Consider the following 24,762-nt stretch of genomic DNA (forward strand, 5'->3'; position numbering starts at 1 on the left):
GTCATGACTCCTTGTTTTTGAATAAATTTAAACCCTGTTCGCATAAATTTTGCCATGCGTTTGTTTGATCTTTTTGTTTTAACTGAACGCATTTTTCTAAACTGGCTTTGGATTTTGCTTTTTGATGGGTTAAATCCAGTAGGCTTGATTGTAAATACAAGGCTTTTTGGTGATCTTCTAAAGAAAGCCTGCGGTTTAAAAGCTTGTCTAGCGTTTCTAACGCTTTTGAATAATCTTTGGTGGTTCTGTAAGCGTTAATTAGGGCAAATTCGCTAAAGGGCGTGTAAGAATAGTCCTTGTAAGCGTCTTGGAGTTTGAGTAAGCTTGTGGCATAAATTTTGACGCTTTTAGGGTCTTTTTCATTCTCTAGCAATTTAAAATAAACCAACGCCATGCGTTTATCGTCTTTGAAATGCTTTTCTAAAAACGCATACAAATTGAGAGCCAATTCTCTTTCATTGTTTTGCATGTAATCTGAAAATAAAACAAAAGCAATGTCATAAAATTCTTTTTTGTTCAAGCTTTGAGCGAGAATCAAAGCGTCTTTAGAGGCCAGAGTGGAATTTTTAAAATCCCCTAAGCGGTAGTAATTGCGCCCCAAACGATAAAGCCATATTAATTTCTCGCTAGGGGTTTTAGCCGCTTTTAAAGCGTTTAGGGCAATAATTTGCGCTTTTTCTTTGAGCGATGCGAAATACAAGCAATCAAAGGCTTGGATTTCTTCTTTGGGGTTAAATTCAAAGGCTGTGATTTGGGATAAGTATTTTAAAGCTTCTTTGCAACGATGATCCTCTAATGGGGTTTTAGCAAGGATATTGAGCGTTTTTTGGATCAAGAGAGAATCTTTAGGCAAATCTTTTTGCATGCCTAAAACTTCAGCATAGCGCTTATTGTCAAACAAGAGTTGGGCTTTCAACTCTAAAGCTTTTTGGGCTTCATTAGAATTAGGGAAATTTTGAATGATTTTATCGTAGTGGGCGATTTTTTCTTGCGTGTTCCCTTCCATGGAAAAAAGGGCTTTTTCATCGCGCGCTCTAACGACAGAAGCCCGCTCCAATTCCGCATGGTCTTGCAAATATTGCAGATTGTAAAGGTGGGCGTTTTTAAAATCCTTGATCCTTGCATACAACGCCCCTAAATCATAGAGCGCTTGCTCTTTAGCTTTCAAGTCATCGTCTTGATTAAGGAGCAAGTGAGCGATCTCAATCGCACTTGCATTCATCTGGTTTTTTTTCAATAACTTGAGCAAGTCTAGGGCTGATTCGCTGTGTTGAGAAATATAATCAGGGTTGGATTGAACCACCTTATCAATGAGGTATTTAGCGTTATTAAAGTTTTGATAGTTTATCTCTGCTTCAGCCCAATTAAGCGCGATTTCACTCGCGCTCTCTTTGTCTTTAGCGTTAGAAAAAGCTTCTTTAAAAAGCATGTTAGCGTTGCTCAAATCAGAGCCTTCAGCCGCTTCAATGGCTAAACGCATTTGGGCTAAAGGAGCGTAGCGGGAATTTTTGTATTCTAAAAGAATGCGTTTGTAATAGCGCATGGCCTGTTTGTAATTGTTGTTTTCATCTAAAGCTTTGGCGACATAGTATAGCGCTTCAGGGATATTAGGATCAGTCGGGTAATTTTTAATCCACTTGGTGCCAATATCTATGAGTAAGGATTTTTTAATGCCTAATTGGCCTAATGCGATAATTTCTAATAAATACAAATCTTTTTTAAAAATCGTTTGAGGGTAATTTTTAAACGCGCGGCTGATCGTGCGTAAGGCGTCAAAATAGGCTTGCGAATCCATTTGTTTTTTAGCCTCTAAATAAGCGTTTAAGTCATAGCCCTTTGTGGTGAGTAGGGGTTTGTTATTCACATCTAATTCTTGAATGATAGGGGTTTGAGCGTCTTTAATGACAATGGGGAAATTCAAGCCTTTTCGAGCGTTGTCTTTTTCGCTCAAAAAAGGGATATTTTGATCATAGCCTATGATTTGCCACATTTTGGCTTTAGGATCGTTTTCCACAAAAAGGGGGATCGCTTTTTTATAATCCCTATCAAAAGAAAAAAGGGTGAGTCTTCGCATCACTTTGGGTTTGATGTGTAAAATGAATTGTTGTTGGCGCATAGAATAGGTGATATTGAAAAAAGCGTTTTCTAAAGGGGTAAAGCCCTCCTTAGGGATAGAGTCTATCACGCATTCTATGGGGCGTTTAGCGTGTATAATGGATAAAGACGCTTCAATCCCGCTTGGCGGTTTTTCATTGGTATAAAAACAAGAAAACGCCTTATTGTGTCGTAAGGTTAAAACCGAAAAATCTTCCCCCCCTTCTTTGCCTTGCGTGAGAGTGAGGCTTAAGGCGTTGAGCGAATGGGAGAGCAAGCCCATTAAAAGAAAGATTTTTGACTTAAGCCACAAACTCTAAAAGCCCTCGCATCATAAACACAGAGAACAAGCACGCTAACGCCATAGCAATAATGACCGCATAAATGGGCATGGTGGCGTTTTGGGTGTAAATATCGTTTTGAGCGTAGCTTTGTAAGGGCTTATTGAAAAACATCGCCACGAGCCAACGGAAATAATAAAACGCAGCCACCGCGCTATTAACTAACATCACCACCGCTAAAAGAATGTGATTGCTCTCTAAAGCGCTTTCAACGGCTAAAAATTTCCCCCAAAACACGCTAAAAGGCGGGATCCCTGCAAGCCCAAAAACAAAAATAGCACCCAAGATCGCCACTAAAGGGTGGGTTTTGATAAGGCCGTTGAATTTGGAATAAGGGTGATCGTAGCGTTCATCCCATGTTTTTTCCCGGCTTTTTAAGAGCCATAAAAGGCCAAAAGCCCCAATGTAAGTGAAGGCGAACATGAACCAATAAACAAACATCGCTTGTTGGCTATCTTCAGTGTGGATAAACACGCATGCTAAAGCGAACCCAGAATGCGAAATGGAGCTGTAAGCGAGCATTCTTTTGACATCTTCTTGCCATAAAGCAATGAAATTAGGGATGGTGATAGTCATAAGGATCAAAACATAAAAAATGTCTTCTACCCAAGCGATGCGAGTGTCTATAAACGCCCCAAAAAGGCGAGTCGCTACCACAAAGCCAGCGATTTTAGGCACAATGGAAATATAGCTCGCAAAGACCGGGTTATTGCCCTCATACACATCAGGCATCCAGGTATGGAAAGGCACTAAAGAAACCTTAAAGCCAATCGCTCCAATCAAAAAAATAGCGCCCATCGCAAAGAGCATGGGGTTTGTGATACCCTCAGTGTGCAAGTATAGGGTAATGACTTCAAGATTCAAGCTCCCTGTAAGCAAGTAAAAAGCCATAGCCCCAATAGCAAAAAACGCACTCGCCATCGCCCCCATAGTGAAATACTTGATCCCTGCTTCCAAGCCGTAGCGTTTATCGCTCAACGCCATTAACACGCAAAGGGGTAAGGACGCTGTCTCTAACCCAATAAGGATTAGCAACAAATGGTTGCTTGAAACCATGAACTGAAAGCCGGCGACAATAAACAAGTATAGGGAATAAAATTCAGCGGTCTGAAATTCGTTGAAGCGTTCTTTTGAAAGGGCTAAGAAGATGAGAAAAAAGGCCGAAATCAAGACAATGCTTTGAGAAACTAATGAGAGAGTATCCAAGCTCAAAAACCCAAAAAAGGCGTTTTCTTGCTGTTCTAACCCTAAAACCACCAAAAAATCCAAAACCAAAAAGAGCATGCATAAAAACACATTCAAATTGCGTGAAAACCTGGAAGTGAAAGCGTTGATTAAGAGCGTGAAAATCCCCCCACACACCAACACCAGCATGGGTAAAACGCTCTCAAAATTAAAGCTATCAAAAGAGATATGGAGACTATCTATTAACATAAGAGACCTCTTTTATCTTAGTATCCAATGAACCTAAAAAAGGGAGCGAGCGGATTTCTATCATCTCTAAAAGCTGTTTAGAGCCTTGCTCAATCGGTTTTAAAAGGATTTTAGGATAAATCCCTAAAATTAAGATCAAAGCTAAAATCACGCTCAAAACCCCTACCTCACGAGCGTTCAAATCTTCAAACACGCTGATTTGATTGTTCCCGGCTTTCAAATTACCAAAGAAGACATCTTTATATGAAGTGAGCATGTAAATTGCTGATAGAATGATGCTTGTCCCGGCAATGATAGCCAAAAGAGGGTAAGTGGCAAAAAAGCCTAACAAGCTTAAAAACTCTCCCACAAAACCAATGCTTAAAGGCATGCCCACATTCGCCATTAAAACGATCATAAAAAAGGCTGCAAAAACAGGAGCGCTTTTAGCGATCGATCCAAAGCGAGCGATTTCTAAACTGCTGGTGCGTTCTTCCAAGATACCAGCGAGCAAAAATAATCCCATGACGATAACACCATGTGCAAACATCATAAACACCGCCCCTGAAACCCCCTCAACATTGAAAGAAAAAACCCCAAGCACCACGACTCCCATGTGCGAGAACGAGCTATAAGCGATGAGGGTTTTTAAATCTTTTTGAGCGTAGGCTAGAAAACCTCCATAAATGATCATGCATAGCGCCACAATGGCTATAGGGGTTAAATAGATTTCTGAAAGCTCAGGAAAAAGCGGGAGCAAGAAGCGTAATAAGGCGTAAGTCCCCATTTTAGAAAGCAAGGCCGAAAGCATGACAGAGCCTAAAGTAGGGGCGTTAGAATACGCATAAGGCAACCATGTGTGTAAGGGAAAGAGCGGGATTTTAACCGCAATCCCTATTAAAAAAGCCACAAAGAGCCAGGTTTTAATCTCGCTAGAAAAGTTCAATTGATACCAATCTAAAATATCAAAACTCATCATGCCGTAATTGCTAGCGTAGTAATACCCAATGTATAAAATGCCTAAGAGCATGCATAATGACGCTAAAAAGGTGTAGAGGAAAAACTTCATGCCAGAATAGATTTTGTTATTACGGCCAAAACGACCGATGAGGTATAAAACCGGCAAGAGCGAGATTTCCCAAAAAGCGTAGAAAAAGATCACATTAAGAGAAGAAAACACGCCCATTAAGATCCCTTCTAGCAATAAAAGACAAATCGCAAAGTCTTTACGACGCTCTTTGACATAAATCACGGACAATAACACCACAATAGCGTTTAAAAGCAACAAAAAGAGCGCGATGCCATCAACGCCCACATGGTAATTCACGCCAATTTGATAAGCTAATTCTTTCATTTCTTCAAACTGCATGCCTGCTGTTTGAATATCAAACCCATGCCATAACAACAAGATTAATAACAACTCAATCAAAGCGATGACGATCGCATACGCCCTGCTCGCTTGATCGCTCATAAAGAACGCTAATAGCGCGCTCAGCATGGGGAAAAAGATCACCACGCTTAAAAGATGCGCATGTAAAAACTGCATTTCTTATCTCCCAAAAAAAGCTACAAACGCTAATAAGATTAAAACCCCGGCCACCATGAAGCGCAGCATGGAGGTTAAATTCCCATCTTGACTGATTCTAAACACGCGTCCTATAACAAAAACGCTTCTTCCTATGGTATCCACTATCGCATCAATGATCCTTAATTCCACGACCTGGTGCAAGAATGAAGCGATGGCGCTAAAAACTTTTGCAATCCCTTGATAAAGTTGCGGGATATAGTATTGGTTGAGCAAGAGCTTGTATAAAAAGCCCCCCTCTTTTTTGGAAGTGATACCATTTTTATATTTAAATATGGCATAGGCGATGCTCAATAATACCACTATGGTGGTGATACTGATTAAAAGAGCGAGCGGGACTAGATACTCTCCAACGCTAGGGATCACTTGAGAAACAAAATGAAAAAACGGCTCTTCAAAAAACCCGGCAATGACCGCTAAAACCCCTAAGGGTAGCATGCTTAAAAGCATGAAATTTTTGGCTTCATGGGGGTGGTTGATTTCGTGCTGTTTGGGTGCAAAAAACACCAGCATGATGAGCCTGAAGCTATAAAAAGCGGTAAAGATCGCCCCAATTAGAAGAACAAACCATAAAATGTGGTGGTGCATCCCAAAAGCCACTTCTAAAATTTTGTCTTTAGAAAAGTATCCTGCGAAAGGGTAGATCCCACACAAAGCCACTGATCCTATAATCATAAAGATAGCTGTAACCCTCATGGGTTTGTATAAAGCGCCCATTTTGGTAATATCCAAATTGTCTTCCATCGCATGCATGACATTCCCTGATCCTAAGAAAAGGAGGGATTTGAAAAACGCATGCGTGAAGAGGTGGAAAAGCGCGATCGCATAAGCCCCAAGACCGGCCGCTACAAACATATAACCCAATTGAGAAAGCGTGGAATAAGCCACGATGCGTTTTAAATCCTTATTGACTAAGGCCATGCTCGCCCCAAAAAGGGCCACAAACGCCCCTAAGCATGCGATGAAATAGCCCACTTCAAACACCGCGCTATACAAAGGGTTGGCTCTAATGACCAAATATACCCCAGCGGTTACCATTGTCGCTGCATGGATGAGAGCGGATACAGGGGTAGGACCTTCCATAGCGTTGGCTAACCATGTGTGCATAGGGAATTGCGCGCTCTTGCCCATAGCGCCAATGAAAAGAAACACGCTGATGTAAAAGAGCATGGAATAATCGGCGTTATTGAGCATGCTAAAGACTTCTTTATACTGGAGGGTGCCAAAATTCCAAAAGATCAAAATAATCCCCATGAGCATGCCTAAATCCGTGATCCGATTCATCACAAAGGCTTCAATGGAAGCGTCATTCGCGCTTGTTTTATGATACCAAAAGCCAATGAGCAAGTAAGAGCATAGCCCCACCCCTTCCCAGCCAATGAAAAGCCCTAAAAAATTATCGCTCAATACCAAAATCAGCATGGAAAACACAAAGCCGCTAAGGTAGGAAAAATAGCGGTTAAACCCTGTATCATGCTCCATATAGCCTATAGAATATACATGCACTAAGAAAGAAACTAAAGTGACCACGACAATCATGACCGCATTGATATTATCCAGCATGAGAGAAAAGCCCACTTTAAAATTCCCCACCACGATCCAGTCAAATAAATATTTTTCATAGCTTTGATGATGCCATGCTTGAACGAAAAGAACCACCGCACCAATGAAAGAAACCAGCACGCACAAAGAATTGAAAACGCCCACATGCAACGCTTTAGCTTTAGCCCCAAACAGCCCCGCATAAAGTGCACCGATTAAAGGCAAAAACAACACCACTGACAGCAAAGAAGAATATTGCATGCTCAACCTTTCATAGCGTTTAAAGAATCAATATCTAAGCTCTTGTATTTTTTAAACCACAAAATCACCAAGCCCAAACCAATAGCCACCTCACTAGCGGCAATAGCGATAATAAAGAGTGCGAACATCTGTCCGTCTAAATTGTGTGTGTATTTAGAGATCGCTACAAAACCGATATTGATCGCATTGAGCATGATTTCTGTAGAAAAAAAGAGTAACAGAATGTTTTTGCGTTTCAGCATGCCCGCTAAACCAATGCAAAAGAGCAACCCTGAAACAATCAAATAGTGGTTTAACCCTATCATAGAGATTCCTTTATAAATTGCGTGTGATTTTTCCCATGGATTTTTTGAATCCCTGTAGCGATGCCTCCAACCATAGCGACTAAAAGCATTAAAGCCGCCGCTTCAAAGGGAATGAGGTAATTGGTGAAAAGCACATAACCAATCGCTTTAATGTTAGGGATTTGTGCATCAATAGCGTTGGAATTGACTTGCTTAGAAAGGTTTTCGCCAATGCTAGGAGCGCTTAAAATCAAGGTGAGCAATAGCGCCACGCCAAATGAAAGAACGCACAAGATTTTAGGGCTTTGCTTGCGTTCAACCACTTCTGCAGCGGAGTTGAAAAACATCATGCCAAACGCATACATCACAATGACCGCGCCCACATACACCGTGATTTGCACCACGCCCAAAAACTCAGCGTCTAGTAAAAAGAAAAAAGCAGAGATAAAAACCATGCTGCTAGCGAGAGCGGTAATAGCATAAAGGATATTCGTGGTGGTGATCACCACTAACGCCATGCTTAAAGTAAGGATCGCAAAGAAATAAAAGGCAATGGTTTCAAACATTTTCATCTCCCTTATTACTTTCTGGGCTTGGAGACTCTTCTTTGGATTCTTCTTTTGAAGGCTCTTGGACATAATCTAAAGGGGTGGCTTGCATGCGTTCGTTATAATTAGGGCTTACCGCACCAAAACCTAAAAATTCGGCATGCGAGCAGTTTTTAGCGTCTTGTTCGCTCGTTAGAAACTCGCTTTTAGAACCGTATTGGGAGCGTTGGGTGCTGGCGTTTTCAAACCGATTCCCCATAACAATCGCCAATTCTGGGCAAACTTCCGCGCACAACCCGCAATAAATGCAACGCCCCAAATTGATCGTGTAAGAATCGATCTTTTTGCGGTTGTCTTCGCCCTTATGCGTGATGATCCTTATGCAATTGCTCGTGCAAATCTTTTCGCACAGCCCACAACCTATACACCTTTCAGAGCCTGAGTCTAAAAGCCGTTGCAAATGATGCACCGCGCGATAGCGTGGGCTTAAAGGGAGTTGCTCCATAGGGTAATGGATGGTTACGCTTGGGCTAAAAAATTCCTTGATCGTAAGCCCTAACCCTTTGAATAGATCCAAACCCAAGCTCGTTTTAATGGTGTCTTTAAATTGCTCGGTCGCGCTATGGACTTCGGATCGTTTAGGAAGTTGCTTGTATTCTTGTTTGGCCATAAAACCTCCTTTAAATTAAAATGATAATGCCCGTTAGCACAATATTCAATAACGCTAAAGGCAGCATGATTTTCCAGCACATGTTCATCAATTGATCGGGCCTTACATGCGGATAAGTCGCTCTAACCCACATGGATAAAAAGACAAAAAAGCCCGCTTTAATCAAAATCGCTATGCCCCCAGGGATAAAGCCCCATGCGTTAAACCCGCCAAAAAACACAATAGAAATCACAAAAGAAAAAGCGAACAAATGCGCGTATTCCGCTAAAAAGAACATGCCCCATTTCAAGCCGCTGTATTCGGTGCAATACCCCGCCACGATCTCGGCTTCATGCTCTAACAAGTCAAAGGGGGTTCGATTCAATTCAGCGTAGCTTGCGATCAAAAACAAAACAAACGCTAGAGGCTGCTTAAACACAAGCCAGTCTAAAAACCCACCGCTTTGGTAATGATTGATTTCCACTAAAGAGAGCGATCCTACCACCATTAGGGGGGCTAGAATGGTTAAGGTGCTGACCACTTCAAAGCTGAGCAGTTGGATTGTCGCTCTTGCGGAGCCAATTAAAGAGTATTTGTTATTGGAGGCAAGCCCGGCTAAAATAGGCGCATAAATCCCTGCCGAACCCACAGCTAAGAAAAACAAAAAGCCAATGTTGATGTCAGAAATAAGGGGCTTGATCTCATAGCCAAACAGAGTGAAATTAGGGAAAAAGGGGATAGGTGCCATGGATACAAACGCGCTCACCATCGCAATAATGGGCGCTAGCGTGAAAATGAATTTGTTCGCGCCTTGGGGGATAATGTCTTCTTTAGTGAAAAGCTTAATGCCGTCTGCTGCGACTTGCAAAAGCCCAAAAGGCCCCACATAACAAGGCCCTAAACGGCGTTGGAAATAGGCTAACACTTTCCTTTCAATATAAGTGGCAAAGCCTCCTAAAGCCGAAAAAACAGCGACTAAAATCAAAATTTTAATCAAGGTTTCAATGATATAAGCGCTCATGCTTGCTCCTTTAAATCCACGCTATCAAACACGCCCTCTCTAAAAAAGCCAGAATGGTTTTTCAAAAGAGAAGGCGAGATGACAAACACTTCCTGATCCAAGCTTTCATCAAGATACAAAACGCCTGTTAATTCCTCTTCTTCTTTAAATAAAGTGATGTTTTGCCCCACTTCTTTATCCAATTTTTTTAAGAAAGCTTTAGACACGTAGACACCGGCCTTTAATTGCAAATTCTCGCTTTTATTAGTAGCGTTATTGAATTGCGTTTCTGGGTATTTTAAATACGCGTTGAAAGCGATTTTTTCTTTTAAAGGCTTGATGGGCTCGCATTCTATGGTTTCGCATTCTTTAGCGCTGTTTTCAAAATGGCTTGTTCCTAGCAGATAGCCTCTGTGATTGACTCTGTCGTTAGTGAAATAGTTGGTTAAATGATCAAATTCTATGGCTTTAAAGCCCGCTTCTGTAGGGAGTTTGTGGGTGCATTCTGTGAGATTTTCTTCCACAAAGCCAAAGCCTTGCACAATATCGCTCAAATCATAGCCTTCAAATCTCAAAGCCGGTTTTAAGGGCAACACACGCCCTTCAACATTAGTGATCGTGCCTTCTAGTTGGTTGAGACTGGGCAAAATGAAATCCACTTTGCTGAGAGCGTCTTTCCCAAAAACCCTATCGTCGCTATTGATAGTGAAATCCCCTTGAGCGCGAATGCCTACGATTTTTTCATGTTCAAAAATTTCTTCGCTCAATTGACAAATAGAAGCGATGCCTAAAGCGTTCGCGCTTGGAGGGATAAGAATGAGTTTAATAGCGCTTTTTTGGGCTAACAAACGCAGCATTTTAGCGATGTTATGGGCTTGTTTATGGCTATAAATTTCTTCGCCAACCACCAGCAAGGTGTTATTTGATTTTTGTAAAAGAGCGAGAATTTTTTCATAAGTTTCTAAATTGATGCCCGCTTCTTCAAGCAACAAATAAGTGGTTTTGGTAGGGACTTCAATTTTTTCTTCTTTAACCTCTGTCTTGTTTTCTGTTTGATTTTCTTCTTTTGGGGCAGTCGCTTCTGTTTTACTCTCTTCTTTGTTTTCTTTTGGAGCAACTGCCTCTTCTTTGTTTTCTTCTTTGTTTTCTCCAATACTGCACCCTTGTTCGGCTTGTTCTAAAGCTTTTTTTCGCTCTTCTTCTAAGGCTTTAAGAGCCGCTTCATCTACAATGCTTTGTTTGGAATCTTCTAAGCTTTTTAGAGCCGCGCTTTCAATGTTAAGCATTTTTAAAAGCATGCCTAAAAGGATTTCTTCAGCCCCCACTTCATGGGTGATGCAAAAAGAGCTTCGGCACAAATTCGCTAACGCGTTATCCTTAATAGGGTGCATAGCGATCAAAGAAGCTTTATTGAGTTTGAGGGCGTTATTAATAGCATAGCGCACCAAAGGGTTTTCTGTTTTGATAGAAGAGCCAATCGTAATGACCAAATTGGAAGTTTTAATCTCTTCAACGCTAGGGCGTTTAATTTCGCCCAATACCTTTAAGAATTGCTGGAAATGGTACGCATCTTGATTGTAGATTTTAAAATCAAGCTCTTTCCTCAAACGCTCTATTAAAAACGCCTCTTCATTCGTAATATCCCCACCTATTCGCACCGCTTCGCATTCTTTGAGGGCGTTTTGCGCTTCTTTAAGATTGGTGCTGCCTTTAGGGCTAGAGCTCACGTCAAAAGCAAACCGGCCTGCCCCACAAATAGGGTTATGGTAAAAATCATTAAGTACCCTAAAAATCTTAGATTCTTCGCCTAGAGTATCAAAATGGCGCACATCATAAGAAATCAAACACCCGGCTGAGCAATGCGAACAAGTGGAATGGATCTTTTTTAATTCCCATGCGTTAGCCGTGTAAGCGAAATCTTTATAGCTCAAAGCGCCCACAGGGCATACCGCAATGCATTCCCCGCAATCATAGCAAGGCACGCTGCCCACAAAAGAAATAATGCCTTTTTGCTTACGACTCCACACACTAAAAGCGTCTTTGGACATGCTGTCTTTAAATTTATCCGGAGCATGCAAGTCGGCTTTAGTGGCTTTAAGGTTATTTTCGCCCACATTGTCCTTACAAGTGGTTACGCACCTTTCGCACATGATGCACAAATTAGGATCATACAAGGCTTTTGCCCATGAATCTAGCGCTTTAAAATCATCAGCCACCGCATAAGGTTGGTGCTCCACGCCGGTTAAATGCGTCATGTCTTGCAATTCGCACTCCCCGCTCTTATCGCACACGCCACATTCTAGGGGATGGTTGACATCATAAGTTTGCATGATGCTTTTTCTTTCGTCCATGAGCGTGGGGGTGTTAGTGAGAATGGTGGCGTTATTTTTGGCTTTCGTGTTGCAACTATAAACCCGTTTGCCATCCATTTCAACCATGCACATTTTGCATGCGACTGTGGGCGAGCAACCGCTTAAATAGCAAATGGTAGGGATGTAGATCCCAGCACTCCTAGCAGCCTCTAAAACGCTTTGTCCCTCTTGGCATTCAATCGTTTTGCCATTGATATTCATTGTGATCATGAAATTCCTTGAGAGTGGGATAAAATAGGGATATAAGGGTAGGTGTTAAAAAACGCCCCTTCTAAAATCGCAATCAAGCCCTTCAAATGGGGGCTTTCTTCTAACTCGCATTCTAGCGTTTGATTGGAGATTTGAAACTTTGCTTTAGAATGCTTAATCTTGTTAGCGATCTTAAATTGTTTGGAAAAAGATAATTTGGGGGTTTCAAGGCTCTTGTAAGAAACATAGACAAACGAGCCGTTAGCCTCACCCATTCGCTCTAAAAGCTCTAAATCTTTTAATTGAAGCTCTGATTCAAAAGGCAAAATACTCTCTTCTAGGGCTGTTTCTAGCAGCCATTCTTGATCTTTAAAATCATAAAAAGCGGTCGTTGCGCTTGAATCGTTGCAAGGGATATGCAAAATTTCTAGGTAGTTTTGCAACCCGCTTAAAAGGGTGTATAAAAAAGCGTTGTCAGCATGCTTAGCGATTTCTCTGTTTAAAACAAGCGCCCTTTTTTTTGTTTTAACAATAAGCGTGATAAGTTCTTGTAATTCTTCTTCACTCATGTTCGCTTCAGAGCTTAAATACCCCACATCAACCTTTTCTAAAACATGCCCTTTTAATTGGGAAGTTTTTTCCAAAATGCCCCTTAAAATCAAGGCTAAAATCGCCGCTTCCGTGTGGATTTCATACGATGCAAAAAGGCAATTTTCTTGCAAGTCTCTTGTATCTTGTAAGGGTCTTAACAGGGCGTAGGGGCGTTTTGATTGGTTAATGCTTTCTAAAATCCATCGTTCATTTTCATTCAAACAAGCGTTTGAAAACCCCCCAAACAAAACGCACAAATCGCTTTTTTTTAAAAGGTTTAAGCTATCTTTGGTCATCTTGTAATTGATTTCAAATCCTTTTTGAAGAGATAATTTTTCTAAATAATAGGCTTCTTTCAAACTAATTGAAGAGCTTGCGATTAAGGGAGAATTTAAGGGGTTAAAGCCGCTCAAAATCAAGCCTTTTTTCTCACGACAATCGTCCAATCCGCTTGATTGAAACGCAAAGAATTGAGAAGCTCATGCCCTTTAGATTGGATAAATTCAGCGCTCTTAGGGATATTAGAAAAATCCCCCACTTCAAACATGAAAATAGCGACTTCATTAGGTTGCATTTCTTTTTCAATCAATTCCTCTAAGCGTTCAAAAATATCTGCTTTTAAGGGGCGTAAATCAAAGCGTTTCATCTATCCACCTCGCCAAACACCGCATTGGTTGATCCAATCACGGTTACTGCATCCGCTAAATATTGCCCCACTAAAATATCGCTTAAAGCCCCAATGTGATAAAAGCTAGGGGCTCTGATTTTTAATCTATGGGGATATGGCTCGCCCTCTGAATGGATAAAAAACCCTAATTCCCCTTTAGGGCTTTCTGTGGGGGCATACACTTCCCCAACAGGCGGGCGCATGCCTTGAGCCACTAAAACAAAATGCTGCATCAAGGCGTAGTTTTGCGTCATTATATCTTCTTTAGGGGCGGAAATGTAATGCGGGTTTTGGGCCATGATGGGTGTATCGGTTTTAGCATACATGGGGATGAGTTGCTCAATGATGCGAATGCTTTCATCAATTTCTAGCATATACAAGCAATACCGATCATAGCTATCGCCATAATTGCCCACCGGCACATCAAAATCAAGCTCTTTATAAAGCTCATAAGGCTCTTCTTTTCTAATATCATAAGCGATCCCAGTCCCTCTTAGCATGATACCGCTCATGCCCCAGCTTTGCGCCATTTTGGGCGTTACAACGCCCACATTTTCCAAACGCATCCGCCAAATGCGATTCTTGTCCAATAAGCCTTGAATGAGTTTTTTGCATTCCCTCATTTCGCCTAAAAACTTTTTTAAGCCCTCTAACCAATTCGGGGGTAAATCTAAAGGCACGCCCCCAATCCTTATAGCGTTATGCGTGAGCCTAGCCCCACAATAATCCTCCATCAAATCCAAGCCGTATTCCCTCGTTTTAAACGCATACAAAAACACGCTCATCGCCCCCACATCTAAAGCATGCACGCTGATAAAAAAGATGTGTGAAATCATGCGGTTAAGCTCTAGTAAAATCGTGCGGATCACTTGCGCTCGGCGCGGGATTTCTAAATTGAGCAAAGTCTCTACCGCATAAGCGTAAGCGTAATTATTGCTGGTAGAAGAAGTGTAGTCCAATCTGTCGGTAGTGGGCATGTATTCGTTATAGGTCATGTTTTCGCCTAATTTTTCACAGCCTCTATGCAAGTAGCCAATTTCAGGGGTAGCCTTAATGATTTTTTCGCCCTCTAATTCCAAAATCAAGCGCAATTGCCCATGACTACTGGGGTGTTGAGGGCCAAAGTTTAAAATCATTTGGTTGTCGTCATGTTCAAAAATGATGTTTTCAAACTGAGGGTTGAGTTTCGTGAAATTTTGAGCCATTTTATAGCCTCTTTTTTAAGATAGTGGGGGCGATTTTGTGCAAATCTTTGACAAAAGGGATTTTCTTAAACGCATGCTTTTCTTCTGTTTCTTTTAATTCCTCGCCCTTGCCCTGCTCATAGCCGATTTTGGCGAAATTAAAAGTGTCTTTTTCATCCACCCTCGCGCTGTCTCGTTGCTCTTTACCCACCACTTCTCGGTATTCTTTGCCAAAAATTTTATCCACTTCATACCATTGAGCGAATTCATCGCCTTTGAGCGGGTAAGAGCGCAATAAGGGGTGGCCTACCCAATCATGCGGCATGATAAGGCGCTTCAAATAGGGGTGTTTGTCAAACACAATGCCAAGCATGTCATACGCTTCCCTTTCGCTCCAATTAGCCGATCGATATAAAAAACTCAAAGAATCCACGCTCTCATTAGGCAATAAAACGCATTTCACGCGTACCCTACGGCGGTTCTTACAACTATCGCTAAAACCCACAAATTGATAAAACAATTCAAAATGCCCTTTTTTAGCGCACAAATCTATCGCGCTCATTTCGCTCAAACACTCATAACCCAAATGCCTTAAAGTCGTAGCGACAGAAAAAATATCGTCTTTTTTGATCCAAAACACCGCCGTGTTAGTTTCTATATATTTGTCTAAAACCTCATGCTTGTAAGAAAGGTGGTTATAAATGACCTCATAAGCGCTGCCCTCTAAATATTTTTTAGGGGTGGGTTCTATGATTTTATAGGGGTCATGCTGGCGCGATTGTTTTTGCACATCTTCATAGGGGGATTGTTTTCTTACCATCACACTAACCTTTTAGGAGCATCTTGTTTGATCGCTTTAGAGCGTCTGATTTTATCTTGTAAAACCATAAGAGCGTATTGTAAAGTCTCTGGGCGCGGCGCGCAACCGGGCAAATAAATATCCACAGGAACAACCCTGTCCGCTCCTTGAACGGTCGCATAAGTGTTGAACATCCCGCCCGTGTTAGCGCAACTCCCCATAGAAATCACCCATTTAGGTTCAGGCATTTGATCATAGAGCCTACGCATAAACTCGGCATGTTTTTTAGTGAGCGTGCCGGCGATGATCATCACATCCGATTGCCTAGGGCTCGCTCTAAAAATCGTGCCAAACCGGTCAAAATCAAACCTTGAACCCCCTGTCGCCATCATCTCAATCGCGCAACACGCCAAGCCATAAGTTAAGGGCCAGAGCGAATTAGAACGCCCCCAATTCAATAATTTATCCAAAGTGCTTAGAACAACCGGTGCTTGTTGCATTATTTCACCTCTAATTTCTGCCAGCTCAAAGCATTTCGCTTTAAAGCGTAAATAAAACCAATGGTTAAAAAGAAGACAAAGCCTAGCATTTCAATGAGCCCAAACAAGCCTAATTTTTTAAAATCAATCGCCCAAGGGAACATGAAAACGATTTCTACATCAAATAAGATAAAAAGCATGGCCATGATATAGAAATGGTGCGACACCCTATTAGGCTGTTTGAGAGCCACAGGCCCGCATTCATAAGGAGCGAGCTTGAGCTTTTCGCCCTTTTTTTGAGCCATTTTACGGCTTAAAAACCTTTGAATCCTTAAGGTTAAGTTAAACACCCAAAAGGTGAATACCAACAAAACAAAAACGCCAAAATAGGGGTGATTCAATGCTTCTGTGGCTTGTTGCATCAGACTCTCAAACTCCTTTAATTACTAGCAAATGATGAAGCCAATTAAACCATGTTTTTGCTAATCGTTAGCTGAAAAAATAAAAATTATTTCAACATCTCTTAAGAGGCCATTTCTATGAGTTTGGGCATTAAATCTTGCATGGCATGCACCGCACTATCACTAATGCATTGGACATTCTGGGGTAAATGGGCGTTTTTAGCCTTAGGGTCAATGTAATAAATGAGGGCGTCTTTATGCGCATGCGTGTAGAGGCTAGCGGCCGGATAGACTTGCAAAGAAGTGCCAATGATGATTAAAAGATGCGCTTGTTTGACTAAAGAAATCGCTTCTTTAAGCAAAGGCACCTCTTCGCCAAACCACACAATATTGGGGCGTAATTGTGCTTTATCTTGGGCCAAGTCGCCTAAATTCAAGTCCTTTTCCCACCTATAAACCAAATTAGGATCTTTTTCGCTGCGAACGCTCAATAATTCCCCATGCAAGTGCAAAATGCGAGAAGAACCCGCCCTTTCATGCAAATCATCTACATTTTGGGTGATGATATTAACTTGATAGTGTTTTTCCAATTCCGCTAAAGCCTTATGGGCCTTGTTAGGATAGACTTCAAAAAGCTGTCGGCGTCTTTGGTTGTAAAAATCCAACACCTTTTGCGGGTTCTTTTTCCAACCATAAGGCGAGGCAACTTCCATGATGTCATGCCCTTCCCACAAGCCATCAGCGTCTCTAAAGGTTTTAATCCCGCTTTCTGCTGAAATGCCAGCCCCGCTTAAAATCACTAAATTTTTCATGTTTCCTCCTTGATGAGTTCAATATGAGTGCCGCTGAGTTTGTCATGCAAAAAAAACTTAAAAATAAAAGGCGCAACAAACCCTATGAGTAACCCCATGCTCAACACCCACAAAACAAAGCGCCACAACGCTAAAAAAAAGCCCACTTCTTCACCATTATTTTTGACTAATTTAAACTGAGCGTAACGCATGCCAGGGCTTTGGGATTTAAAAGCGATAAAAAAGCTGTGCGTTAGGGCGTAAAAAAGCAGGCATAAAAAAATCGCGCTCTGGTTTTCCCTAAAATCCTTCGCGCTCCCTAAAATCACATAAGTCATTATATAAAGCATGGGGGTATAAATCATAAAAATATCGGTGATAAAGGCTTTTAAGCGTAAAGAGAGATACAGCCCTTTCAAAGGGCTTTCTAACGCTTGCTTTTTTTCTGGGGTTTTATTTTTTTTGGTTTTTTTAGTTGCCACGACTTCCTGGCTTTATAGCAGTGCTAGTAGCGCATAGAGGGCAAGAGCTAGGCTTGTGCATGTCAAAAACAAAATCTTCTAAAGCAAAAAGGGGCAAATGGCCAGGCAAACACGCACCCTCTTGGGCTTTTAAATGAGAATGAATGCGCTTGCAAATGCCCCGATTAGCTAAAGCACCAAAAGCCACGATTTGAGCGCCCTTTTCTTCTAAAACTTTAGCGCATTCCATGGCGGATTTTCCCGTAGTGATGATGTCCTCACACACTAAAATTTTTTCGTTTTTTTTGACTTCAAAACCACGCCTTAATGTCATGATATTATCCACCCTTTCAGTGAAGATAAAACGCACGCCCAAAGCCCTTGCAAGCTCATACCCAGCCAAGATCCCCCCAATCGCAGGCGAGCAAACGCATTCAATATTCAAATGGGCTTCTTGGATTTGTTTGGCTAATTCTAGTGCTAATTGTTCGGCCAGTTTGGGATCTTCTAAGACTTTAGCGGATTGCAAATAATAATTGGAATGAAACCCGCTGCTGAGCAAGAAATGCCCCTCTAATAGCGCTTGAGCGTTTTGATAACATGCCTTAATATCCATGGTTTAGACCTTTAAGATCGCGTCTTCTTTGTTTTTCACGCTTTCATCAATTTTTTTAATGGCTTCATCGGTGATTTTTTGGATCTGTTCTTGGGCTTTTTTGCTTTCATCTTCGCTGATTTCTTTGTCTTTTTCTAATTTTTTCACCTGGTTGTTGGCGTCTTGGCGGATATTCCTCACAGCCACTTTAGCCTTTTCGCCCATCGCTTTGGCGTCTTTTGCGATGAGTTTTCTTTGCTCACTTGTCATGGGCGGGAAAAAAAGCTTGATCGTTTCGCCGTCGTTATTAGGATTGACGCCGATATTGGCTTCTTGAATGGATCTTTCAATTTCTTTGAGCAGGTTTTTTTCCCATGGGTTGATTTGAAGGGTGGTCGCATCCAAGCTCATCACGGAGCCGACTTGGTTTAAAGCCGTGGGCGTGCCGTAATAATCCACTTTGATGTGATCTAAAATATTGACTGAAACTTTCGCACTCCTTAGAGTGGAAAAATCCCTGCTTAAAGCTTGAACGCTTTTTTGCATCAAATCTTTGGTTTCATTATAAATGGCTTGTAGCATTATTTTTCATCCTTTTTTTGGTTTGTATGGGCGTTGGTTTGTGTCGCATGCGTTTTAGGCTTTTGGTGGGTGGTTGGGGGCGTTTTGGCGTTCTCTTTGGTTTTTTCAACACCCTTTATGCCATTTTCTTTGGCGTCATTTTTTTCGTTCTCTTCATTCTTTTTGGGGCTTTCAACAAAAGGCGTTTTGGCTGGCTCTTTAGGAAGCTCTTTAGGCGTTTGTTGTGGCATTAAAGGATTAGTTGGGGCTTGCTCTAAAGGGTTGAGCGTTGGGTTTAATGTGGGATTAAGCGTAGGGTTGAGCGTGCCGGTGGCAGGGACTAAGGGCGAAAGCTTAGTTTTAGTTTCATCTAAAACGCTCTTGCCGTATTCTTTGTTGTAAAAATAGCCCAAAGCGATGGTGTTGATGACAAACAATAAGCCTAAAAACATGGTCATTTTCGCCATAAAGCTTGCGGGTCCTTTAGCGCCAAATAAAGAATCGTTGCTCCCGCTATAAGCCCCTAAGCCGATGCTAGAACTTTTTTGCAACAAAACCACCACCACAATCAATACCGCTAAAACAATTTGTAAGCCTAACAGAGCACTTGTCATAAACACTGATTCCTTAAATCCCTAAAATTTAGAAAAAATTACGCTTAATCTTATCTAAAATTTGCTAAGAATACACTAAAATTTAGTTTTAATTTTAAGAATGGCGCATTAAGGCGGTGGTGTTGGACTCTTTTCATTCATTTAATCAGCATGCATTCAATCAGCATGCATTCAATCGGCATGCCAAAACTTACCACCTCTTTGCCCATATCCAGCAGCAAATCGCTATTTGTCTTGTCCAATTTTTAAAACAAAAACATTACGATAAAGTTTTGGATCTCGGATCAGGGAGTGGGGCTGTTTTTAACGCTTTAGAGCAACAAAATATTGTGATTGAAAATTTTATCGCTTTGGATAATTCCATGAACATGCTCAAATTACACCCCACGCATTCTCTTAACATTCAAAAAATCTCTTTAGAACATGCGGATTTTGAAGAACATGTTTTTCACGCTTACGATCTGATTGTGTCTTCTTCTTCTTTACAATGGGCAAGGGATTTAAAAAGCGTTTTAGAAAAAATCGCTCTTTCTAGTAAGGAGGTGGCTTTAGCTATCCATACGGATTTTAGTTTGCATGAAGTGCATGAGTTTTTAGGCACGCCTTCGCCTTTAAGGGATCTCAAAACGCTCAAATCCTTGATTAAAAACGCCTTTAAACATTTTCAAATAGAATTAGAAAACAAGCGCTTCGCCCTTTATTTCAACCGCAAACAAGATTGCTTGAATTACCTTAAAAAATGCGGTCTTTTAGGGGGTTCAACGCTGAATTTCAAGCAAAAAAAACATTTTTTCCAAAACATGGCGTTTGAAAAATTGAGCTATGAAGTGTTACTCTTTTCTGGGATCAGGCGCTCTTAAAAACCAAGATAAATTAAAATATTAAAATTAGGTGGTTACAATAACACTAACTAAACCAACGAGAAACAACATGCACAAAAAACGAGTCTTTTCAGGCATCCAACCTACCGGGCAAATCCACTTGGGCAACTATTTAGGAGCGATCAAGCATTGGGTAGAATTGCAAGATGAGTATGAAAACCTTTTTTGTATCGTCAATTCGCATGCGATCACTCTACCCATAGAGCCTGCATTTTTAAAATCCCAAACCTATGAGTTAGTCAAATTGCTTTTAGCTTGCGGGATTAGCCCTAAGCAATCGGGGTTATTCATTCAAAGTGAAGTGGATGAGCACCCGGCTTTAGCATGGCTATTAAATTGCCAGGTGTCTATGGGAGAAATGCAAAGAATGACGCAATTCAAAGACAAGTCTTTAAAAAACCCTAAAAGCGTGAATGTGGGGCTTTTCAATTACCCTATTTTGATGGCGTCAGATATTTTGTTATACCAAAGCGATTTAGTGCCAGTGGGCGAAGATCAAAAACAGCATTTAGAGCTCACGCGAAACATCGCAGAAAAATTTAACAGGGATTTTGGGAACTGCTTTAAAGTGCCAGAGCCTTTGATCGCTAAAGTGGGGGCAAGGGTTATGGGGCTAGACGATCCAAAAGTGAAGATGAGTAAATCGCATCAAGGGGCTAATCATGCGATTTTTCTTTTAGATGAGCCGGACATTATTGTAAGGAAAATCAAAAAAGCGGCCACTGATTCTATGGGCGTTATTGCATTTGATGAAAAAAGAGAGGGCGTTTTTAACCTTTTAAATATTTACATGCTTTTAAGCGATGAAAACCCAGAAAAGATAGAGGAGCGTTTCAAAAATAAGGGCTATGGGGATTTTAAGAAGGAATTGGCTGAAGTAATGATCCAGGCTTTAAAACCCATCCAAGAAAAATACAAAGAAATCAGCGACGATGAAGTGAAAGCCGTTTTAAATGGCGGCGTAGAAAAAGCCAGGCCTTTAGCGCAAATGACTTACCAAAAGGCTAAAGAATTGATGGGGTTGGTTTAGATGAAAATTTTAAGTTTATGGTTAGGGGTGTTTTGTTTCCTTAAAGCTACGCCTTATTTATACTTGGGCGAAGAGCCTAAATATAAGGAGAATTTCACACATTTTGAATACGCTAACCCTAACGCCAGAAAAGGCGGTGTCTTAAGAAATGACGCCATAGGGACTTTTGATAGCCTTAACCCTTTTGTGCTCAAAGGCACTAAAGCCGAAGGTTTGGATCTGATTTATGACACTTTAATGGTGCAAAGTTTAGACGAACCTTTTGCCGAATACCCTTTGATCGCTAAAGACGCAGAAGTGGCTAAAGACAATAGCTATGTGATTTTTACGATAGATAAAAGAGCGAGATTTAGCAATAACGCTCCCATTTTAGCGAGCGATGTGAAGTTTAGTTTTGATACGATCATGAAATCAGGATCGCCTATTTATAGGCAGTATTACCAAGATGTTAAAAAGGCGGTTATCTTAGACAAACACCATGTTAAATTCATTTTCAAAACCACTGAAAATAAAGAGTTGCCTCTCATTTTAGGGCAGTTGCAGATCTTTTCCAAAAAAGCGTTTCAAAAGGATTATTTTGAAAAAAACCCTTTACTCATTCCTGTTTCTAGCGGCCCTTATGTGATCGCTTCCTTTGATGTGGGCAAGAAAATCACCTACCAAAAAAACCCTAATTATTGGGCGAGGAATTTGCCTAGCAGGAAGGGGCAATTCAATTTTGATGAGATCAAATTTGAGTATTACAAAGATGAAACCGTCGCCTTACAGGCTTTTTTGAGCGGGGCGTATGATTGGCGCCTTGAAAGCACGGCTAAGGTTTGGGCTAGGGGCTATGTGGGGAAAGCTATGGATAATAAAAAAATCACTAAATACCTCATAGCCCACAAAATGCCAAGCGGCATGCAAGGGTTTTTCTTCAACACGCGCCGAGAAATTTTCAAGGATAAAAGGGTGCGTGAAGCCTTATTTTATGCGTTTGATTTTGAATGGGCGAATAAAAATTTGTTTTTTTCGCAATACAAGCGCACCACCAGTTTTTTCAGTAACTCTATCTATGCGTCCCCTCCACTCCCAAGCCCTGAAGAAAAAGCCCTGCTAGCCCCTTATGAAAAGAGTTTAGATGAAAGGGTTTTTAAAGAGCCTTATATCGTGCCTAGAACCGATGGACCTGATGTTTTGGGCTATAGTTTGAGGGAAAATTTAAAATACGCTCAAAAGCTTTTAGAGAGCGCGGGCTTTTCTTACAAAAACATGCGTTTAGTGGATAAGAATAACAAGCCTTTCAGTTTCACTTTGCTTTTAAACAGCCCGGCATTTGAAAGACTGGCCCTAGCTTTTGCTAAAAACTTAAGGGTGTTAGGGATTGAAATGAAAATCCAAAGAGTGGATTTAAGCCAGTATGTCAATCGGGTCAAAAGCTATGATTTTGACATGATTGTAGGAGTGATTGGCCAATCGTCTTTCCCGGGTAATGAGCAACGCTTTTATTTTGGTTCTTTGAGCGCGAAAGAAAAAGGCACAAGGAATTATGCGGGAATCTCTAGTAAAGCGGTAGATGATTTGATTGAAAAAATCATTAACGCTAAAGATTACAAGGAGCAATTAGCCGCCATTCAAGCGATGGATAGGGTGTTGTTGTGGGGGTTTTATGTGATACCGCATTTTTATTTGCCTAATTACAGGATCGCAGCGTATAATTACATTGGCATGCCTGAAGTCAGCCCTAGCTATGGATTTTCGCCGTATTTGTGGTGGATAAAAAAAGAAAGGGGTCCTAAATGATTGCTTACATCCTTAAACGCTTGCTTTTAATTATCCCTACTTTATTAGCTATCATGACTATCAATTTCTTTTTGATCCAATCGGCTCCTGGAGGCCCTATAGAGCAGATGATGGCTAAAATCAATAACACGCAGTCCAAAGAGATTCAAGGCGTTGTTAAAGAGCGTTCGTATAGGGCGTCTCAAGGGTTGGAGAGCGATTTGTTAGAAAATTTAAAAAAACTCTATGGTTTTGACAAGCCCATAGGGGAGCGCTACCTTCTTATGCTCAAAAAATATCTGCAATTTGATTTTGGGGAGAGTTTTTATCGCCAGATTAAAGTGATAGATTTGATTAAGGAAAAATTGCCGGTATCCATTTCGTTAGGGTTTTTTAGCACGCTTTTGATTTATCTTATTTCCATCCCTTTGGGGATTTTCAAGGCCAAACGCAATAACGAGCCTTTAGATGTGCTAAGCAGCGTGGTGATCATTGTCGCTAACGCTATCCCGGCCTTTTTGTTTGCGGTGGTGTTGATCGTGTTTTTTGCTGGAGGGAATTATTGGCATTGGTTCCCTTTAAAAGGGCTAGTGAGCGATAATTTTGAAAGTTTGAGCGCGTTAGGTAAAATCAAAGATTATTTATGGCATATCACCTTACCCGTTCTTTGCATTTCTTTAGGGGGTTTTGCAAGCCTTACGCTTTTAGTGAAAAACTCTTTTTTAGATGAAATGGGCAAACTTTATGTGGTGAGCGCTAAGGCTAAGGGCTGTTCAGTGGGGCGTATTTTTTATGCGCATGTGTTCCGCAATGCGATTTTATTAGTGGTAGCGGGTTTCCCGCAAGCTTTTTTGGGCATGTTTTTTAGCTCAAGCTTACTCATAGAGATTGTTTTCAGTTTAGACGGGTTAGGGCTTTTAGGGTATGAAAGCATTGTGAGTAGGGATTATCCTGTCGTGTTTGGTTCGCTTTATATTTTCACGCTTTTAGGTTTGGTAGCGAGTTTGATAAGCGATTTGCTCTGCGTGGTGATTGACCCTAGGATTGATTTTGAAAAGCGTTGAGAGTAGGAATGAAAACTGAGATGAAATCTTCTTTAAAACTTTTTATGCGGCCTTTTTTGGTGGTTTTAGCGTTCATGTTGTTGTATGCTTTAGCGCATGCTGTGCTTGGTTTTTATGCGAAAAAAGACAGCGCTCCAATAAGCCCAAATGCAGAAAAAACCGAGATGGAGCGTCAAAACCGCGCGCTTTCGCCCAAACAAGAAGAAGCCAACGCAACCACAACCGCCACAGAACAAAACCCCACCAAAGACCCTCCTTTGTCTTTAGACACAGCCACGCAAAAACAAGAGATTAAACAAGAAACTAAACAAGAGCAAGAAAAAGAAAATGAGCCTAAACAAAACAGCGTCTCACCCACTCAAAACAATCAAAAAGCCCCCACAGCCCCTATAATTGGAAAAAAACCTTTAGAGTATAAAGTCGCAGTCAGTGGCGTGAATGTGCGCGCTTTTCCCAGCACAAAAGGCAAAATCTTGGGATTGCTTTTAAAAAATAAAAGCGTGAAGGTTTTAGAAATCCAAAACGATTGGGCTGAAATTGAATTTTCTAACAAAACAAAGGGCTATGTGTTTTTAAAACTTTTAAAAAAGGCCGAATGAAAGAAT

The 24,762-nt window shown here is 41.1% G+C and carries 25 protein-coding genes; 5 read left to right on the forward strand and 20 right to left on the reverse strand.

Annotated elements, in window-relative coordinates:
* Position 1: 1 nt before the first annotated feature.
* From J5F42_RS05275 to secG, 20 genes are all read right to left on the reverse strand, one after another.
* Positions 2-2,407 (reverse strand): DUF7494 domain-containing protein, encoded by a 2,406-nt coding sequence (locus J5F42_RS05275; RefSeq protein ID WP_097699713.1) that lies wholly within the window; start codon positions 2,405-2,407, stop codon positions 2-4.
* The gene (gene nuoN, locus J5F42_RS05280; RefSeq protein WP_283491191.1) at positions 2,397-3,869 is read right to left on the reverse strand and encodes an NADH-quinone oxidoreductase subunit NuoN; all 1,473 of its coding nucleotides are present in this window, start codon (positions 3,867-3,869) and stop codon (positions 2,397-2,399) included. Before nuoN ends, J5F42_RS05275 begins: the two co-directional genes overlap by 11 nt.
* Positions 3,856-5,394 (reverse strand): NADH-quinone oxidoreductase subunit M, encoded by a 1,539-nt coding sequence (locus J5F42_RS05285; RefSeq protein WP_283491192.1) that lies wholly within the window; start codon positions 5,392-5,394, stop codon positions 3,856-3,858. Before J5F42_RS05285 ends, nuoN begins: the two co-directional genes overlap by 14 nt.
* A 3-nt stretch (positions 5,395-5,397) precedes the next feature.
* Entirely contained in the window at positions 5,398-7,236 is a 1,839-nt protein-coding gene (nuoL, locus tag J5F42_RS05290; protein ID WP_283491193.1) for an NADH-quinone oxidoreductase subunit L, read from the reverse strand.
* 2 nt (positions 7,237-7,238) lie between these two features.
* Positions 7,239-7,541, reverse strand: a complete 303-nt coding sequence (nuoK, locus tag J5F42_RS05295) for an NADH-quinone oxidoreductase subunit NuoK (RefSeq protein WP_000579759.1) — start codon at positions 7,539-7,541, stop codon at positions 7,239-7,241.
* A complete protein-coding gene (locus J5F42_RS05300; RefSeq protein WP_000464226.1) occupies positions 7,538-8,086 on the reverse strand; it encodes an NADH-quinone oxidoreductase subunit J in 549 nt (182 codons plus the stop codon). The genes nuoK and J5F42_RS05300 overlap by 4 nt, the downstream gene beginning before the upstream one ends.
* The gene (gene nuoI, locus J5F42_RS05305) at positions 8,079-8,738 is read right to left on the reverse strand and encodes an NADH-quinone oxidoreductase subunit NuoI (RefSeq protein WP_283491194.1); all 660 of its coding nucleotides are present in this window, start codon (positions 8,736-8,738) and stop codon (positions 8,079-8,081) included. The genes J5F42_RS05300 and nuoI overlap by 8 nt, the downstream gene beginning before the upstream one ends.
* Positions 8,739-8,748: 10 nt before the next feature.
* The gene (gene nuoH, locus J5F42_RS05310; protein ID WP_001277309.1) at positions 8,749-9,738 is read right to left on the reverse strand and encodes an NADH-quinone oxidoreductase subunit NuoH; all 990 of its coding nucleotides are present in this window, start codon (positions 9,736-9,738) and stop codon (positions 8,749-8,751) included.
* Complete coding sequence (locus J5F42_RS05315; RefSeq protein WP_283491195.1) at positions 9,735-12,299, reverse strand: NADH-quinone oxidoreductase subunit G; 2,565 nt, start codon at positions 12,297-12,299, stop codon at positions 9,735-9,737. The genes nuoH and J5F42_RS05315 overlap by 4 nt, the downstream gene beginning before the upstream one ends.
* Positions 12,296-13,282: a hypothetical protein gene (locus J5F42_RS05320; RefSeq protein WP_283491614.1), complete on the reverse strand. Its 987-nt coding sequence runs from the start codon at positions 13,280-13,282 to the stop codon at positions 12,296-12,298. The genes J5F42_RS05315 and J5F42_RS05320 overlap by 4 nt, the downstream gene beginning before the upstream one ends.
* A 2-nt stretch (positions 13,283-13,284) precedes the next feature.
* Positions 13,285-13,515 (reverse strand): NADH-ubiquinone oxidoreductase subunit E family protein, encoded by a 231-nt coding sequence (locus tag J5F42_RS05325; RefSeq protein ID WP_000819164.1) that lies wholly within the window; start codon positions 13,513-13,515, stop codon positions 13,285-13,287.
* Positions 13,512-14,741 carry an NADH dehydrogenase (quinone) subunit D gene (gene nuoD / locus J5F42_RS05330; RefSeq protein WP_000068229.1) on the reverse strand — a complete coding sequence of 410 codons (1,230 nt, stop codon included), beginning with the start codon at positions 14,739-14,741 and terminating at the stop codon, positions 13,512-13,514. The genes J5F42_RS05325 and nuoD overlap by 4 nt, the downstream gene beginning before the upstream one ends.
* Position 14,742: 1 nt before the next feature.
* The gene (locus J5F42_RS05335) at positions 14,743-15,540 is read right to left on the reverse strand and encodes an NADH-quinone oxidoreductase subunit C (RefSeq protein WP_029650154.1); all 798 of its coding nucleotides are present in this window, start codon (positions 15,538-15,540) and stop codon (positions 14,743-14,745) included.
* Positions 15,540-16,019 carry a NuoB/complex I 20 kDa subunit family protein gene (locus J5F42_RS05340; RefSeq protein WP_001183511.1) on the reverse strand — a complete coding sequence of 160 codons (480 nt, stop codon included), beginning with the start codon at positions 16,017-16,019 and terminating at the stop codon, positions 15,540-15,542. The genes J5F42_RS05335 and J5F42_RS05340 overlap by 1 nt, the downstream gene beginning before the upstream one ends.
* Entirely contained in the window at positions 16,019-16,420 is a 402-nt protein-coding gene (locus J5F42_RS05345; RefSeq protein ID WP_001183537.1) for an NAD(P)H-quinone oxidoreductase subunit 3, read from the reverse strand. Before J5F42_RS05345 ends, J5F42_RS05340 begins: the two co-directional genes overlap by 1 nt.
* A gap of 101 nt (positions 16,421-16,521) precedes the next feature.
* Positions 16,522-17,211, reverse strand: a complete 690-nt coding sequence (locus J5F42_RS05350; protein WP_097699719.1) for an SIR2 family NAD-dependent protein deacylase — start codon at positions 17,209-17,211, stop codon at positions 16,522-16,524.
* Positions 17,208-17,672 (reverse strand): RDD family protein, encoded by a 465-nt coding sequence (locus J5F42_RS05355; protein WP_097693471.1) that lies wholly within the window; start codon positions 17,670-17,672, stop codon positions 17,208-17,210. The genes J5F42_RS05350 and J5F42_RS05355 overlap by 4 nt, the downstream gene beginning before the upstream one ends.
* Positions 17,662-18,267, reverse strand: a complete 606-nt coding sequence (gene pyrE, locus J5F42_RS05360; protein WP_097699720.1) for an orotate phosphoribosyltransferase — start codon at positions 18,265-18,267, stop codon at positions 17,662-17,664. Before pyrE ends, J5F42_RS05355 begins: the two co-directional genes overlap by 11 nt.
* 3 nt (positions 18,268-18,270) lie before the next feature.
* Complete coding sequence (frr, locus tag J5F42_RS05365) at positions 18,271-18,828, reverse strand: ribosome recycling factor (RefSeq protein WP_053576829.1); 558 nt, start codon at positions 18,826-18,828, stop codon at positions 18,271-18,273.
* Positions 18,828-19,421: a preprotein translocase subunit SecG gene (secG, locus tag J5F42_RS05370; RefSeq protein ID WP_198973088.1), complete on the reverse strand. Its 594-nt coding sequence runs from the start codon at positions 19,419-19,421 to the stop codon at positions 18,828-18,830. Before secG ends, frr begins: the two co-directional genes overlap by 1 nt.
* A 122-nt stretch (positions 19,422-19,543) precedes the next feature.
* On the opposite strand from secG, the gene J5F42_RS05375 reads away from it, so the two are divergent.
* The 5 genes from J5F42_RS05375 (at position 19,544) to J5F42_RS05395 (ending at position 24,756) form a co-directional block, all read left to right on the forward strand.
* Entirely contained in the window at positions 19,544-20,281 is a 738-nt protein-coding gene (locus J5F42_RS05375; protein WP_097699722.1) for a methyltransferase, read from the forward strand.
* 70 nt (positions 20,282-20,351) lie between these two features.
* Positions 20,352-21,332 (forward strand): tryptophan--tRNA ligase, encoded by a 981-nt coding sequence (gene trpS / locus J5F42_RS05380; RefSeq protein ID WP_283491196.1) that lies wholly within the window; start codon positions 20,352-20,354, stop codon positions 21,330-21,332.
* Positions 21,333-23,114, forward strand: a complete 1,782-nt coding sequence (locus tag J5F42_RS05385) for an extracellular solute-binding protein (RefSeq protein WP_283491197.1) — start codon at positions 21,333-21,335, stop codon at positions 23,112-23,114. It abuts the gene before it with no gap.
* Positions 23,111-24,157, forward strand: a complete 1,047-nt coding sequence (locus tag J5F42_RS05390) for a microcin C ABC transporter permease YejB (protein ID WP_000562613.1) — start codon at positions 23,111-23,113, stop codon at positions 24,155-24,157. Before J5F42_RS05385 ends, J5F42_RS05390 begins: the two co-directional genes overlap by 4 nt.
* An 8-nt stretch (positions 24,158-24,165) precedes the next feature.
* Complete coding sequence (locus J5F42_RS05395; RefSeq protein WP_097699725.1) at positions 24,166-24,756, forward strand: SH3 domain-containing protein; 591 nt, start codon at positions 24,166-24,168, stop codon at positions 24,754-24,756.
* Positions 24,757-24,762 lie beyond the last annotated feature (6 nt).

The organism is Helicobacter pylori, assembly GCF_030062585.1.
GTDB classification, from domain to species: Bacteria; Campylobacterota; Campylobacteria; order Campylobacterales; family Helicobacteraceae; genus Helicobacter; species Helicobacter pylori_CN.